Annotated in this window: 12 protein-coding genes; 8 read left to right on the plus strand and 4 right to left on the minus strand. The window is 68.2% G+C overall.

The genetic code is table 11. The features are described from left to right. The first annotated feature begins 149 nt into the window (after window positions 1-149). The 8 genes from AB0M48_RS10635 to AB0M48_RS10670 all read left to right on the plus strand — a co-directional run bounded on the left by AB0M48_RS10635 (window position 150) and on the right by AB0M48_RS10670 (window position 8,155). A complete protein-coding gene (locus AB0M48_RS10635) occupies window positions 150-1,205 on the plus strand; it encodes a lactonase family protein (protein ID WP_363838641.1) in 1,056 nt (351 codons plus the stop codon). Window positions 1,206-1,245: 40 nt separating this feature from the next. Continuing rightward, the gene (locus AB0M48_RS10640) at window positions 1,246-1,986 is read left to right on the plus strand and encodes an SGNH/GDSL hydrolase family protein (RefSeq protein ID WP_363838644.1); all 741 of its coding nucleotides are present in this window, start codon (window positions 1,246-1,248) and stop codon (window positions 1,984-1,986) included. Between the two features lie 55 nt (window positions 1,987-2,041). Further along, a complete protein-coding gene (locus AB0M48_RS10645) occupies window positions 2,042-2,809 on the plus strand; it encodes a HipA family kinase (protein WP_363838649.1) in 768 nt (255 codons plus the stop codon). Then, window positions 2,793-3,179 (plus strand): DUF3037 domain-containing protein, encoded by a 387-nt coding sequence (locus AB0M48_RS10650; RefSeq protein WP_363838657.1) that lies wholly within the window; start codon window positions 2,793-2,795, stop codon window positions 3,177-3,179. The genes AB0M48_RS10645 and AB0M48_RS10650 overlap by 17 nt, the downstream gene beginning before the upstream one ends. A gap of 75 nt (window positions 3,180-3,254) precedes the next feature. Next, window positions 3,255-4,274 (plus strand): LCP family protein, encoded by a 1,020-nt coding sequence (locus tag AB0M48_RS10655; RefSeq protein ID WP_363838663.1) that lies wholly within the window; start codon window positions 3,255-3,257, stop codon window positions 4,272-4,274. A gap of 296 nt (window positions 4,275-4,570) precedes the next feature. Then, window positions 4,571-5,302 (plus strand): 3-hydroxybutyrate dehydrogenase, encoded by a 732-nt coding sequence (locus AB0M48_RS10660; protein WP_363838668.1) that lies wholly within the window; start codon window positions 4,571-4,573, stop codon window positions 5,300-5,302. 10 nt (window positions 5,303-5,312) lie between these two features. Further along, window positions 5,313-6,611, plus strand: coding sequence for an MFS transporter (locus AB0M48_RS10665; RefSeq protein WP_363838671.1), 1,299 nt, complete (start codon window positions 5,313-5,315; stop codon window positions 6,609-6,611). Beyond that, window positions 6,608-8,155, plus strand: a complete 1,548-nt coding sequence (locus AB0M48_RS10670) for a GAF domain-containing protein (protein ID WP_363838676.1) — start codon at window positions 6,608-6,610, stop codon at window positions 8,153-8,155. Before AB0M48_RS10665 ends, AB0M48_RS10670 begins: the two co-directional genes overlap by 4 nt. A gap of 40 nt (window positions 8,156-8,195) precedes the next feature. On the opposite strand, the gene AB0M48_RS10675 is transcribed toward AB0M48_RS10670, so the two are convergent. From AB0M48_RS10675 to AB0M48_RS10690, 4 genes are all read right to left on the minus strand, one after another. Next, window positions 8,196-9,668: an APC family permease gene (locus AB0M48_RS10675; RefSeq protein ID WP_363838680.1), complete on the minus strand. Its 1,473-nt coding sequence runs from the start codon at window positions 9,666-9,668 to the stop codon at window positions 8,196-8,198. Window positions 9,669-9,670: 2 nt separating this feature from the next. Then, entirely contained in the window at window positions 9,671-11,140 is a 1,470-nt protein-coding gene (locus AB0M48_RS10680; protein WP_363838684.1) for a GMC oxidoreductase, read from the minus strand. Beyond that, entirely contained in the window at window positions 11,137-12,585 is a 1,449-nt protein-coding gene (locus tag AB0M48_RS10685) for an aldehyde dehydrogenase family protein (RefSeq protein ID WP_363838687.1), read from the minus strand. Before AB0M48_RS10685 ends, AB0M48_RS10680 begins: the two co-directional genes overlap by 4 nt. An 83-nt stretch (window positions 12,586-12,668) precedes the next feature. Next, window positions 12,669-13,772 (minus strand): FAD-dependent oxidoreductase, encoded by a 1,104-nt coding sequence (locus AB0M48_RS10690; protein ID WP_363838690.1) that lies wholly within the window; start codon window positions 13,770-13,772, stop codon window positions 12,669-12,671. Window positions 13,773-14,004: the final 232 nt, after the last annotated feature.

Consider the following 14,004-nt stretch of genomic DNA (forward strand, 5'->3'; position numbering starts at 1 on the left):
GCAATCTCGATTGCACCTATTGCCTGACCGTCGTGATCTAGGCCAGTGTGGGCTGCACCGCCGCCGCGAAGGTATATCCCGGAGGTGCGGACGTGGGTGTGGACCGGCGACGTTTTCTCGGAGCCATGGGCGTAGGAGCTGGACTGCTGATGACCGGAGGAACCGCTGAGGCGGCTGCCGCCACGCGGAGAGTGTTCTTCGGCGCCTACACCACCTGGAGCGGTGGCGCCAAGGGCATCGGCATCGGCACCTACGACACCGTGACCGGGCAGCTGAAGACGACCGGCGTGATCAGCGGCGTGGTCAACCCGTCGTTCGTGATCGAGTCACGCGACGGCAGGTTCCTCTACGCCGTCAACGAGAACACCAAGGGCGAGGTCACCGCGATCAACGCGGCCTCGCTGAAGGTGATCAACAAGCAGGCGACCGGTGGCGCCGACCCGTGCCACCTGACGCTCGACCCGTCCGGGAAGTTCCTGATCACGGCCGACTACTCGTCGGGCTCGCTCAGCGTGTTCCCGGTCAACCCGGACGGCAGCCTCGGCGCGCGCACGCAGAAGGTGCAGCACAAGGGGTCCGGGCCGAACAAGGAACGCCAGGAAGGCCCGCACGCGCACCACATCGTGTTCGACCCGGCCGGCAGGTACGCGGCGGCGGTCGACCTCGGCGCCGACTCGGTGTTCGTCTACTCGTTCACCAGCGGGAAGCTGACCCAGGTCTCGCAGGCGAAGGTCAAGCCGGGAGCCGGACCGCGGCACATCGCGTTCCACCCGGACGGCAGGACGGCCTACGTGGCGAACGAGCTGGACTCGACGATCGTGACCTGCGCTTACGCCAACGGGACGCTCACGCCGGGCCAGGTGCTGAAGACCGCGCCGTCCGGAGGCCCGACGAACTACCCGGCCGAGGTGCTGGTCTCGGCGGACGGCAGGTACGTCTACCTGTCGAACCGCGGGCACGACAGCATCGCGCTCTTCGCGGTCACCGGTTCCGGGCTGACGATGCTCGGCACCACCGCGGTCGGCGGCAAGTACCCGCGGCACATCACGTTCGACCCGACCGGGTCTTTGCTGTTCGCCGCCAACCAGAACTCGAACAACGTCACGTCGTTCGCGGTGGACAAGGCCACGGGCAAGCTGACCCAGTCCGGCACGCCGCTGCAGACCGCGATCCCGGTCTGCGTGCTGCCCACCCGACTGGGTTAACGCACTTCAGGTCGACCGTCCACAGTGGTACTCCGGACTCATGGGTCTTCTGGCTGGAGTGCTCGCTGTCGCTTTGCTGGCGCCCGCACCGATCGCCCCGGAGTACGTCGCACTCGGCGACTCCTACGCGTCCGGGGCGGGCGCCGGTTCCTACGTGGACGGCTCCTGCCGCCGCAGCTCCAACGCCTACCCGGCGTTGCACGGCAGGGAGTTCCCGTCGTTCAAGTTCGTGGCGTGCAGCGGTGCGACCACGAAGTCGCTCAAGTCCCAGTTCCGGGCCCTGACCCCGAACACCACGTTCGTCACGATCACCATCGGCGGCAACGACCTCGGGTTCGTGGACGTGCTGACGACCTGCACCCTGAACGGTGACAGGACCTGCACCAAGAGGGTCGCCACGGCGGTGGACTTCATCCACGGGCAGTTGCCCGCCCTGCTCGACACGGCCTACGCCACGATCAAGGAAGCGGCGCCGCGCGCCAGGCTGGTCGTGGCCGGCTACCCGCGGCTGTTCACGCCGGCCGACGGCTGCCCGACGATGTCGAGAGTCAAGCGCGCGGCTCTCAACGATGCCGCCGACCAGCTGTCCGACGAGATAGCGAAGGCGGCCGAACGCGCCGGTGCCCGGTATGTCGACGTGAGGGAAGCGTTTGCGGACCACGGCGTGTGCGCGGCCGAGCCGTGGATCAACGCGCTGGTCAGCCCGACCTCCGACTCCTACCACCCGACCAAGGCGGGGCAGGCCGCGTACTTCCGGGCGCTGACCTCCGCCGGCAGCTGAGTCCCGGCCGGAATCCGGCTCGGCTTCCAGGGGGTTCCCGTGTGATCATGCGCGGGTGAGTCATCTGAGGGAGGTCACGGCCACCCGGTACGTGACGCCGTTCCGCGAGGGCGGGTCGATGCCGGGGCTGGTCGAGGCCGACGACCTGGGCATGTACGTGGTGAAGTTCCGCGGCGCGGGGCAGGGCGTGAAGGTCCTGGTCGCCGAGGTCGTCGTCGGCGAGCTCGCCCGGCGGCTGGGCTTCCGCATACCCGAGATCGTCCTGGTGCACCTCGACCCGGAGCTGGCCCGCGCGGAACCCGACCAGGAGGTCCAGGAACTGCTGCGCGCGAGCGGCGGCCTCAACCTCGGACTCGACTACCTGCCCGGCTCGTTCGACTTCAACCCGGTCGTGCGCGACCCCGGCACCGACCTCGCGACGAGGCTGCTGTGGTTCGACGCGCTGGTGCTCAACGTCGACCGCAGCTGGCGCAACCCGAACATGCTGCTGTGGCACCGCGAACCGTGGCTGATCGACCACGGTGCCGCGCTGTACTTCCACTACTCGTGGAGCGAGGAGCGTCCGGCCACGAAGGACTACCGGTACGACTCGTCCGACCACGCGATGCTGCCGAACGCCGGTGCGCTGTCCGAAGTGGACGCTGAGCTGGCGGCGAAGGTCACACCCGAGCTGCTCGACGAGGTGCTCGCGCTCGTTCCCGACGAGTGGCTCGAAGGCGATCCGGCTGAACTCCGCCGCCGCTACAAGGACTTCTTCACCTACCGCCTGACCAACCGCGGCTGGGTCGACTCGCTGGAGGCCGCGCGTGCCGCACGTGTTTGAGTACGCGCTGCTGCGGGCGGTACCGCGGCAGGAGCGTGGCGAGTTCATGAACGTCGGCGTCATCGTCTACTGCGCGCCGCTGGGCTTCCTGTGCGCGAAGACCTATGTGGACGGTGAGCGGCTGCGGGTGCTGGACCCGCACCTCGACGTCGAGGTGCTGGAGAGCAGTCTCGAGCACCTGACGAACTCGTGCGACGGCAGTGCCGCCGCCGGTCCGGTGAGCCGCACGACGGTGGGGCAGCGCTTCCGATGGCTGACCGCGCCACGCAGCACGATCGTGCAGACGTCGCCGGCTCACACGGGCTGGACCGACGACCCGTCGGCCGAGGTCACCCGGCTTTTCGAGGCGTTGGTGCTGCCACCCCGGTAGGTTCCTCGCAACCTGAGGCGGCGAACGACGTCCTCAGTTGCAAAGCGAAACTAATGCGATCGGGGTTGGCGACACATGAGCGCTGGGTATCACCACGGCTACCAGCAGCCGCGGCGTCCCATGCCGCCGCAGCGGCCGATGAGGAAGAAGAGGCGTCCGGGACGCGTCATTCTGGTGCTGCTGCTCGTCCTGGTTCTGGGCACCGTCGGCTTCGGGTTCTACGTCGACTCGACGCTGACGCGGATCAACGCGCTGCCGGACTACGCGGGCCGTCCCGCCGAGACGCCGGGCACCACCTGGCTGCTCGTCGGATCGGACGCGCGGGAAGGCCTGACTCAGGAGCAGAAGGACGCGCTGGCCACCGGTGACGCCGCCGGGCGGCGCACCGACACCATCATGATGCTGCACCTGCCGGACAACAGCGCCGCCAAGCCGGTTCTGCTGTCGATTCCGCGTGACTCCTACGTCGCGATCCCGGAGAACGGCCGCAACAAGGTCAACGCGGCCTACGCGTTCGGCGGGCCGCAGATGCTCGTGCAGACCGTCGAGGGCGCGACCGGCGTGCGGATCGACCACTACATGGAGATCGGCTTCGGCGGGTTCTCCGACATGGTCGACGCGGTCGGTGGCGTCGACATCTGCCTCGACCAGCCGATCAAGGACCCGCTGGCCGGCATCGACCTGCCCGCGGGCTGCCAGGAGCTCGACGGTCCGCAGGCGCTCGGGTTCGTGCGCACCCGCGCGTTCGCGACGGCCGACCTGCAGCGCGTGCAGAACCAGCGCAAGTTCCTGTCGGCGCTCTTCGAGAAGGTGAAGAGCCCGGCCACGCTCGCGAACCCGTTCCGCGTCATCCCCCTGATGAACGCGGCGTCCGGTTCGGTCTCGGTCAACGAGGACGACCACGTGTGGCACCTGGCGAGCGTCGCGCTCAACATGGGCGACGCGACGAGCGGCACGGTGCCGGTCGGTGGCACGCCGACGGTGCCCGGTGCGGGCTCGGTCGTGCAGTGGAACAAGGAGAAGGCGTCGCAGCTGTTCGACCTGATCAGCAAGGATCAGCCGGTCCCCGCCGAGCTGATCGCGCCGCCGAAGTAGTCCCCTTTACGACTTGACGGGCTCGGGAGTGGGCTCCGAGCTGGTCAAACCGGCCTCCTGTGCGATGCCTTCGAGCTCGCGCAGGAGGTCGTCGTAAATAGGCGTTGTGGACATGGTGTAGCCCCCTCTTGCGGATCTTCCCCCGTTCAGGTGACGGGAGCTTACGCCCCTATACCCCGTCCATTCGCCATATATGCCTCCAAGACGCTAAATGTTGGCTAAAGCCATCTTGTGACCAGGCGTTATGTGGGCCCGCCACATGTTGACCACGCGTTGTGACGCCTACCGTTTCCGGCATGTCGAGTGTCACGGGTCACAGCGCGCTGGTCACCGGAGCCGCGAGCGGCATCGGCCTGGCCTGCGCCCGCACACTGGCCTCCGCAGGCGCCAAGGTCCATCTGGCCGATCGCGATCCGCAGGTTCTGGTGCTGGCCGAGGAGCTCGGTGGTGTCGGTCACGTGCTGGACCTCACCGGTTCCGTGGCCGCGTTGCCCGGTGAGATCGACATCCTGGTCAACAACGCCGGCGTGCAGCACGTCGCGCCCATCCACGAGTTCCCCGCCGAGCGCTTCTCGGCGATGGTCGAGCTCATGCTCGGGGCCGCGTTCCGCCTCACCCGGCACGTGTTGCCGCACATGTACGCACGGGGCTGGGGGCGGCTCGTCCACATCTCCAGCGTGCACGGCATGCGCGCGTCCGCGTTCAAATCCGCTTATGTCGCGGCCAAGCACGGCCTGGAGGGCTTCTCCAAGGTCGCCGCGCTGGAAGGCGCCCCGCACGGCGTGACGTCGAACTGCGTGGCGCCCGGCTACGTGCGGACTCCGCTGGTGGAGAAGCAGATCGCGGACCAGGCGCGGCTGCACGGCATCTCCGAGGCGGACGTCTCGTCGCAGATCTTCCTGCAGCGCAGCGCGGTGAAACGGCTGATCGAGCCTTCCGAGGTCGCCGACGCCGTGCTGTGGTTGTGCGGCAACAGTTTTGTCACCGGTACGTCGTTGGCCGTCGATGGCGGCTGGTCAGCTCAATGAGGAGTTGTCGATGATCAAAAAAGTGGTAGGCGCTTCGCTCATCGGGACGACCGTCGAGTGGTACGACTTCTTCCTCTACGGGTCGGCCGCCGCCCTGGTGTTCAACAAGCTGTTCTTCCCGACCGCGGACCCGTTGACGGGCACGCTGCTCGCGTTCACCACGTACGCGATCGGCTTCCTGGCACGGCCGTTGGGCGGCCTGGTCTTCGGCCACTTCGGGGATCGCCTGGGGCGCAAGAAGTTGCTGGTGTTGTCGTTGCTGCTGATGGGTGGCGCGACGATGCTGATGGGCGTGCTGCCGACGTACGCGTCGGTGGGTGTCCTGGCACCGGTGCTGTTGACGTTGCTGCGGCTCGTGCAGGGCTTCGCGCTCGGTGGCGAGTGGGGCGGGGCCGTGCTGATCGTGTCGGAGCACGGTGATCCGTTGCGGCGCGGGTTCTGGGCGTCGTGGCCGCAGGCCGGTGTGCCGTGCGGGAACCTGCTCGCGACCGGTGTGCTGGCGGTGCTGGCGGCCGTGCAGTCCGACGAGGACTTCCTCGCGTGGGGCTGGCGGGTTCCGTTCCTGCTCTCCGGTGTGCTCGTGGTGATCGGGCTGTGGATCCGGCTGTCGGTGTCCGAGTCGCCGATCTTCCTGGCGGCACAGGAGAAGGCGGCGAAGGAGAAGGGGCCGGAAACGGAGAAGGCGCCCGCTCTGCTGCTGCTCAAGCACAACTGGCGCGAGGTGCTGATCGCGATGGGCGCGCGGTTCGCCGAGAACGTGTCGTACTACGTGATCACGGCGTTCATCCTGGTCTACGTGGTCACCGGCCTCGGGCTGTCGAAGTCCGTGGGGCTCAACGCGGTGCTGATCGCCTCGGCGGTGCACCTGGTGACGATCCCGGTGTGGGGCCATCTGTCAGACCGGTTCGGGCGGCGGTCGATCTACCTCGTCGGCGCGGTCGGCATGGCGGTGTGGATCTTCGCGTTCTTCGCGCTGCTCGACACCAAGGACCCCGTGCTGATCACGGTGGCGACGACGGTCGGCCTGGTGCTGCACGGCGCGATGTACGGCCCGCAGGCGGCGTTCTTCTCGGAGCTCTTCGGGACGCGGGTGCGGTACTCGGGCGCGTCGGTCGGCTACCAGCTGGCGTCCATCGTGGCGGGTGCGCTGGCACCGTTGATCGCGACGGCCCTGTTGCAGGCGTACAAGTCGTCGTACCCCATCGCCGTCTACGTGTTGATCACCTGCGTGATCACCGTGGTCGCGATCGCGTTCGCCAAGGAGACCCGTGGTGCGGATCTGGAGGAACATGACAGGGTTGGGGTGTGACACGACGGCGTGAGGCCGAACTGGCGGCGTTGTTCGAGACCGCGTCCGAGCTCGCGGGCATGCGCGACCCGGACGCGGTTCTCCGCTCGATCGTGCGCAGGGCTAGGACCCTGCTCGGCACGGACGTCTCCTACCTGTCGATGAACGACCCGGCCGGCACCTACATGAGGGTGACGGACGGGTCGTTCTCGCCGTTGTTCCAGAAGGTCAGGCTGGGCCTCGGCGAGGGCTTGGGCGGGCTCGTCGCCCAGACCGCGCGGCCGTACGCGACGTCCGACTACTTCGCGGACGCCCGGTTCAACCACACGAACCCGATCGACTCGGCGGTGCACGACGAGGGCCTGACGGCGATCCTGGGCGTGCCGCTCAAGCTCGACTCGAAGGTCATCGGCGTGCTGTACGCGGCCGACCGGACCACCCGCGAGTTCCCCGCCGAGCAGGTCGCGCTGCTGCAGTCCCTGGCCGACCACGCGGCCATCGCGATCGACACGGCGTCGTTGTTCGCGACGATCCAGTCGCACAACGAGGCCATGAAACGGGCCGAGGAGGCGCACGACCGGCTCACGGATCTGGTGCTGCGCGGCGGTTCCTCGGCCGAGGTCGCGGCGGCGGTGGGGGAGCTGCTCGGCGGGCCGGTCGAGGTGCTCGACGCCGTGCCTCCCGCCGCCGTGCGGGCGAACGGGCGGGCCGTGCTGCTGGCCGGCGTGTGGGTGTGCGCGGTGCTGGCCGGGTCGGAGCTGCTGGGCGGGATCGCTCTCTCGGGCCGCCCGGACCTGTCCGACGCGGACCGGCGGGTGTTCGAACGGTCGGCGGCGGTGACGGCGTTGTTGCTGCTGCTGCGCCGGACCGTGGCCGAGGCGGAGAACAAGGTCCGCGGCGAGCTGATCACCGACATCCTGGACGGGCGCGACGCCGCCGGGCTGCTCGCGCGCGCACGCAGGGTCGGCGTCGAGCTGAGCGATCCGCACGTGGTGCTGGTGGCGGACGGGAACCTGTCCGGGGCCACCCACTACGCGTCCGTCCACAGAGGACTGGCCGGGTCGCGCGGCCGGGACGTCGTGCTGGCGTTGCCGTCGGTGTCCACGCACGTCGCCCGCGAGGTGGCGAAGGCCCTGGACGCGACGGTGGGCGCGTGCGGGCCGGTCGCGGGTCCGGTGGCGATCGCGGCGGCCTACGAGGAGGCCCGGCGGTGCCTGAAGGCGTTGCGGCAGCTGGGCCGGGACAAGGAGGCCGCGACGATGGCCGACCTCGGGTTCGTCGGCGTGCTGCTGGGTGACCGGGCGGACGTGTCCGGGTACGTGCGGTCGGTGCTCGGCCCGGTGCTCGACTACGACTCCGAGCGCGGCACGGAACTGGTGCACACGCTGGAGGTCTACTTCCGCTGCGGCGCGAACCTCAGCCGCGCCAAGGCGGAGCTGCACGTCCACGTCAACACGGTCACGCAACGGCTCGACCGGGTCTCGTCGCTGCTCGGCGACTGGCAGTCGCCGGACCGCGTGCTGGAGGTGCAGCTCGCCCTGCGCCTACTTCGCCTGCAGGGCTAGGGCGTGTCCCGCAAGTCCGTTCGACTATCGCGGACGAGACTTACGGGACACGCCCTATCGGTTCCCCGGCCGGCACGGCGTCGCCCGCCGCCGCGTCGGAGTTGCCGAACGGCTTGGCGATCAGCATGTAGACCAGGCCGATGCCGACCACGAGCGCACCGCTGAGGATCACGACGTAGTTGTCGTACCAGGGCGCGTCCGGGGTGCGCGGCCACACCATGTTCACCATCGCCGCGACGCCGTACGCGAGCGCCAGCACGTTGACGATCAGGCCCCACCGGCCGAGCGTGAACTCGCCGGACGGCGTCCAGCCCTTGAGCCGGGCCCGCAGCGCCGCGAACACGACCATCTGGAAGCCCAGGTAGATGCCGAGCGTCGCGAACGACACGATCTTGTCCAGCGCGTTCGTGGACAGCATCGACGCGAACACGATGACCACCGGGATGACACCGGCGAGCGCGAGCGCGTACGGCGGGATGTGGCGCTTCGAATTGAACTTCGCGAGCGCCCTGTGTCCGAAGATCATCTTGTCGCGGGCGTAGGAGTACGTGAGCCTGCTGGCCGCCGCCTGCAGCGACATCGTGCAGGACAGGAACGAGATCAGCACGACGGCGATCACGATCTTGTAGCCGACCGGGCCGAACGCGTTCGTCAGGACGTTCGTGACCGGGTCGGCGTCCTCGCCGCTGATGACCTTGCCGAAGTCCGGCACCGCCAGCAACAGCGACAGGCACGCGAACGTGGCCGCGGCGCCGCCGATGTAGATGGTGCGGCGCATGGCCTTCGGGATGACGCGGCCGGGGTCCTTGACCTCTTCCGCGGTGTCACCGCACGCCTCGAAGCCGTAGTACTGGTAGAGACCGATGATGCCGGCCGCGAAGAAGGCCGGCAGGTAGCTGCCCGATCCCTCCGCTCCGAAGCTGTCGAACAGCACGCCCAGGCCGTGCGCGCGGTTGTCGACCAGCAGCCAGATGCCGACCACCAGCGCGCCGACGATCTCCGCGGCGAACCCGAAGATGGCGGCCCACGACAACACCTTGGTGCCCGCGTAGTTGATGAGCGTGGACACCACGACGATCGCGATCGCGCACAGCACGGTGTTGCCGACCGTGGCCGTGTAGCCGAGAAGCGTTGCCAGATAAGGGCCCGCGCCGTAGCTGACGGACGCGATGGTGACCAGCAGGGCGATCATGTACACCCAGCCGGTCATCCACGCCCACCGCTTGCCCCACAGGCGGCGTGCCCAGGGGTACACGCCGCCCGCCACCGGGTACTGCGCCACGAGTTCGCCGAAGATCAGCGCGACCAGGAACTGGCCGACGCCCGCGACGACGAAGCTCCAGATCATCGGCGGGCCGCCCAGGGCGAGGGCGACGCCGAACAACGTGTACGTGCTGACCACGGGGGAGAGGTAGGTGAAGCCCAGCGAGAAGTTCGCCCAGGGACTCATGTCCCGCTTGAACTCCGAGGTGTAGCCGAGATCCTTGAGCCTGTCTTCCGCTGTTGCCGTCACCACTACGCTTCCTTGATCAGGTCCGCGGCGCGTTCTCCAATCATGAGCACCGTGACCATGGGGTTCACGGTGGGCATGGTGGGGAACACGGACGCGTCGACGACCCGGAGGCCTTCGAGTCCGATGACTTTCAGGTCACCGTCCACAACGGATCCGATGGCGCAGGTGCCCGCCGGGTGGTAGACGGTGTGGGCCGCTCTCCTGCCGTACTCGGACAGCGCCTCGTCGCTCGTGACGTCCGGGCCCGGCGCGATCTCCCGCTTGAGCCACGACTTCAGCGGCTCCTGCTCGGCGATCCTGCGCGCGATCCGGAAGCCGTCGACGAGGGTCTGCTCGTCGTAGCCGTCGGGGTGGCTGAAGTAGCCGAAGTCGAGCGCCGGCTTCTCGGTGGGGTCGCTGGACTTCAGCCACAGCCTGCCCCTGCTGTGCGGCCGGGGGATGTTCGGCGTCATGCAGACGCCGTGCTCCACCTTCGGGTAGCCGAGGCGTTCCGTGTTGGTGGTGAACGGGATCTGGTAGAAGTGGAACATCAGGTCCGGCCGGGGGTCCGACTCGTCGCGCCGGATGAACAGACCGGCGTCGGAGTCCATCACCGAGTTCTCCGGCAACGGCTTCGTGGTCTCCCAGACGATGACCGACTCCGGGTGGTCGAGCAGGTTCTCGCCGACACCGGGCAGGTCGTGCCTCGGCTCGATGCCGATGCTGCTGAGGTGCTCGGCGTCGCCGATGCCCGAGAGCATCATCAGGCGGGGCGTGTCGATCGCGCCCGCGCAGAGCAGAACCTCTTTGTCGGCCTCGACGTAGCCCTTGTCGGTGTGCACGCCGATCGCGCGGGTGCCGTCGAACTCGATCCTGCTCGCCCAGGTGTCGAGCAACAGAGTCAGGTTCCTGCGCTCCAGGATCGGGTGGACGTAGGCGGTGCTGGCGCTGGACCGCTGGTTGTTCTTCTCCGGGTGGTACGCGATGGAGAAGAAGCCCACGCCGTCCTGGAAGGGCTTCGCGTTGAAGTCGTCGATCTCCGGGACGCCCGTGGCCTGCCGTGCGGCGGCCACGAAGTCCCGGGCGATCGGGTTCCTGTCCTTCTCCACCACCGGGATGATGTTGAGCTGGACCTTGTCGTAGTACGGGCTGACCGCGTCCCACGTCCAGCCGTGACCCCAGCCGTCGAGGTCCTGCGGCAGCGGCTGGAAGCAGATCAGCGTGTTGTGGCTGGAACACCCGCCGAGCACCTTCGCGCGGCTGTGCCGGATGTGCGAGTTGCCGCGCGGCTGCTCGACCGTCGGGTAGTCGTAGTCGTACTCGGTCTCCAGCAGGTTGATCCAGTTGCGCAGGTTCAGGATCTTCTCGTCGCCGACGTCGGAGGGACCGCCCTCGATGACCGCGACCGTGACGTTCTCGTCCTCGGTGAGTCGTGCCGCGAGCACGCAGCCCGCCGTTCCGCCGCCGACGATCACGTAGTCGTACGCGGTCACTGGGAATCCCTTCGTGCGGAACCAGTACTGCGTGCGAACCAATTCTGGGCTTGAGGCTTCAGGTTCTGGTACACGTGCTTGGGCTCGGTGTACTCGTGCAGGCCCGCGGTGCCGAGCTCGCGGCCGACGCCACTGCGCTTGAAGCCGCCCCACTCGGCCTGCGGCAGGTACGGGCCGAACTCGTTGATCCAGACCGTGCCGTGGCGGAGCTTCTTCGCGACGCGCTGCGCCTTGTCCAGGTCCTGGCTCCAGACACCGCCGGCGAGGCCGTACTCGGTGTCGTTGCCGAGCCTGATCGCTTCTTCCTCGGTCTCGAAGCGCTCGGCGGTGATGATCGGGCCGAACGTCTCGTCCTGGACGAGCTTCATGTCCCTCGTGCAGTCCGCGTAGACCGTGGGGCGGAAGAAGAAACCCTTCTGCAGCTCGGCTTCCTCCGGCCGCCTGCCGCCCGCCTTGAGGGTGGCGCCCTCCTGCCTGGCGACCTCGACGTAGCTCTCGACCTTCGCCCGGTGCTCGGCGCTGACGAGGGGACCGGACTCGGTGTCCTCGTCGAACCCGTTGCCCAGCTTGATGAGATCGGCCCGGCGCGCGACCTCGTCCACGAAGTCGTCGTAGACGCTGGAGTGCACGATGAGCCTCGTGCCCGACGAGCAGACCTGGCCGGCGTGGAAGAACGCGGCGGTGAGCGCGTAGTCGACGGCGACGTCGATGTCGGCGTCCGCGAAGACGATGTTCGGGTTCTTGCCGCCGAGTTCGAGCGCGACCTTCTTCACGGTCTTCGCGGCGGAGGCCATGATCCGCTGACCGGTCGCGAGGCTGCCGGTGAACGAGATCAGGTCGACGTCGGGGTGCTCGGCCAGCGGCGCGCCGACCTCCGGGCCGGTGCCCAGAACGAGGTTCGCGACCCCGTCCGGCAGTCCGGCCTCCTGCAACAGCTCGAACAGCTTGATCGTCGTGAGTGGAGTGATCTCGCTGGGCTTGGCCACGATCGTGTTGCCCGCCAGCAGGGCGGGCGCGATCTTCCAGGAGACCTGCAGCAGCGGGTAGTTCCAGGGCGCGATCAAGCCGCAGACGCCGACGGGTTCGTAGTCGATGCGGCTGATGACGTCGGCCGGGACACCTTGGACGATCTTCGGGTGCAGCAGTCCGGCGAGGTTGCCGTAGTAGCGGAACACGGCGGCGACGTCGTCCACGTCGATGCGGCTCTCGACCAGCGTCTTGCCGGTGTCGAGCGTCTCGGTGCGGGCGATGTCCTCCTTGTCGCGCTCCAGGAGGTCCGCGACCCGGTTCAGCACGGCGGCGCGGTGCTCGGGGCTGGAGTGCTGCCAGTCGCCGTGGTCGAAGGCGTTTCTCGCCCTGGCGATCGCCTGGATCGCCTGTTCGCGGGTTTGGTCCTCGACCTCGGTGAGAACACTCTGGTCGAAGGGGTTGATGATCTGCCGCACCGGCGACACGCCTCCTTGTTCGTGTGTCCAAGTAGGACATCGGGGTTTAGCCGATCGCCGGTGGCGGTAAACCGTGACGACCGTTACTTCAGGTTCCGGCGGAGCCGGGTGAAGAGTCGTGCGTTGCTCATGGCCACGATGCCGACGACGGCGTCCGGGTCGTCACCGTCTCGGTACGTCGCTACGAACTTCCTGTCCTCGATGGACCCATCTTCTACGCGAACGTCGTTCGTCGCTCGCCCGATGAACTGGATTCGCACGCCGTACTGGTCGGACCAGACATAACCGCCGTTGGTGTGCGTCGCGACGGTCTCGCCCGCGAGCAGGTTGCGCGTGGCGACCTGTGCCTGTTCGGTCGCGCTCGTCCAGTGCTCGGCACGATGCCCGGCGCAGTTCGCGACGTCGCCGACCGCGACGACGTTGCGCAGGTTCGTCACGCCGCCCGCGTCGCACAGGACGCCGTTGCCGACGTCGACCGGTCCGCCGGTGAGCCAGTCGGTCGCCGGGCGCGTGCCGATGCCCGCGACGACGACGTCGGCGTCGACGACACGGCCGTCCGCGAGGTTGATTCCGCCGTCGACGTTGACCGAGTCAACATTGATCCCTGTGATCAACGTTGATCCGTGGTCGCCGTGCAGGTGTCCACACGCGGCACCCATCTCGGCGCCGAGTACGCGCGTGAGAGGTGCGGGCAGTGCCTCGACGACAGTGACGTCCTTGCCCAGAGCGCGCGCACTGGAGGCGATCTCGGCCCCGATGAAGCCGGCGCCGATGACACCGATGTGCTGCGCGGTGCCGAACGCCTCGCGGAGCTTGATCGCGTCGTCCAGCGTGCGCAGGACGTGCGTGCCGGGGATCGTGCGCGGCAGGCCGCCCGTCGCGATGACGATGCCGTCGGCCTCGACCGTCGAGTCGTCGCTGAGCGAGATCTCCCGGCTGGAGAGCAGCCCGGTCGCCCGCACGCCCAGGCGCCACTCCGCACTCAGCGCGTCGAGGTCCTCCTGGTCCGCGAGCGGCACCGCCTCCACCTTGCCGAGGAGGAAGTCCTTCGAGAGAGGAGGCCGGTCATAGGGGAGATGGACCTCGTCGCCGACGATGACGATCCGTCCGTCGAACCCCTGCTGGCGCAGTGCCTGCGCCGACCTCAGACCGGCGAGTGAGGCGCCGATGATCGCGATCGTCTTCACGCCACGTCCCTGTTCGCTTCGGCATCGACAAACACCTCTCCATCTTTCACGTGGACGGAGCAGGTCTCACCGGTCTTTCGGCGGGCAGACAGGTCGCGCGAGGACCGACGATGCGAACCGCCTCCCCTGGGGGCAGGTCCATGAGAGCGCAGGCGCGGATCATCGTCGGCCTCCGTTGCGTAAAACGGCACACGTTCCGAATGACGCAACACAATGTGCGGCTCCGAAGACG

Source organism: Lentzea sp. NPDC051208, assembly GCF_040682435.1.
GTDB classification, from domain to species: domain Bacteria; phylum Actinomycetota; class Actinomycetes; order Mycobacteriales; family Pseudonocardiaceae; genus Lentzea; species Lentzea kristufekii.

What these genes read in the sequence shown, in the direction of transcription:
- AB0M48_RS10635 (WP_363838641.1), top strand. Translation starts at nt 150, where the DNA reads ATGACCGGAGGAACCGCTGAGGCGGCTGCCGCCACGCGGAGAGTGTTC.
- AB0M48_RS10640 (WP_363838644.1), top strand. Translation starts at nt 1,246, where the DNA reads ATGGGTCTTCTGGCTGGAGTGCTCGCTGTCGCTTTGCTGGCGCCCGCA.
- AB0M48_RS10655 (WP_363838663.1), top strand. Translation starts at nt 3,255, where the DNA reads ATGAGCGCTGGGTATCACCACGGCTACCAGCAGCCGCGGCGTCCCATG.
- AB0M48_RS10660 (WP_363838668.1), top strand. Translation starts at nt 4,571, where the DNA reads ATGTCGAGTGTCACGGGTCACAGCGCGCTGGTCACCGGAGCCGCGAGC.
- AB0M48_RS10665 (WP_363838671.1), top strand. Translation starts at nt 5,313, where the DNA reads ATGATCAAAAAAGTGGTAGGCGCTTCGCTCATCGGGACGACCGTCGAG.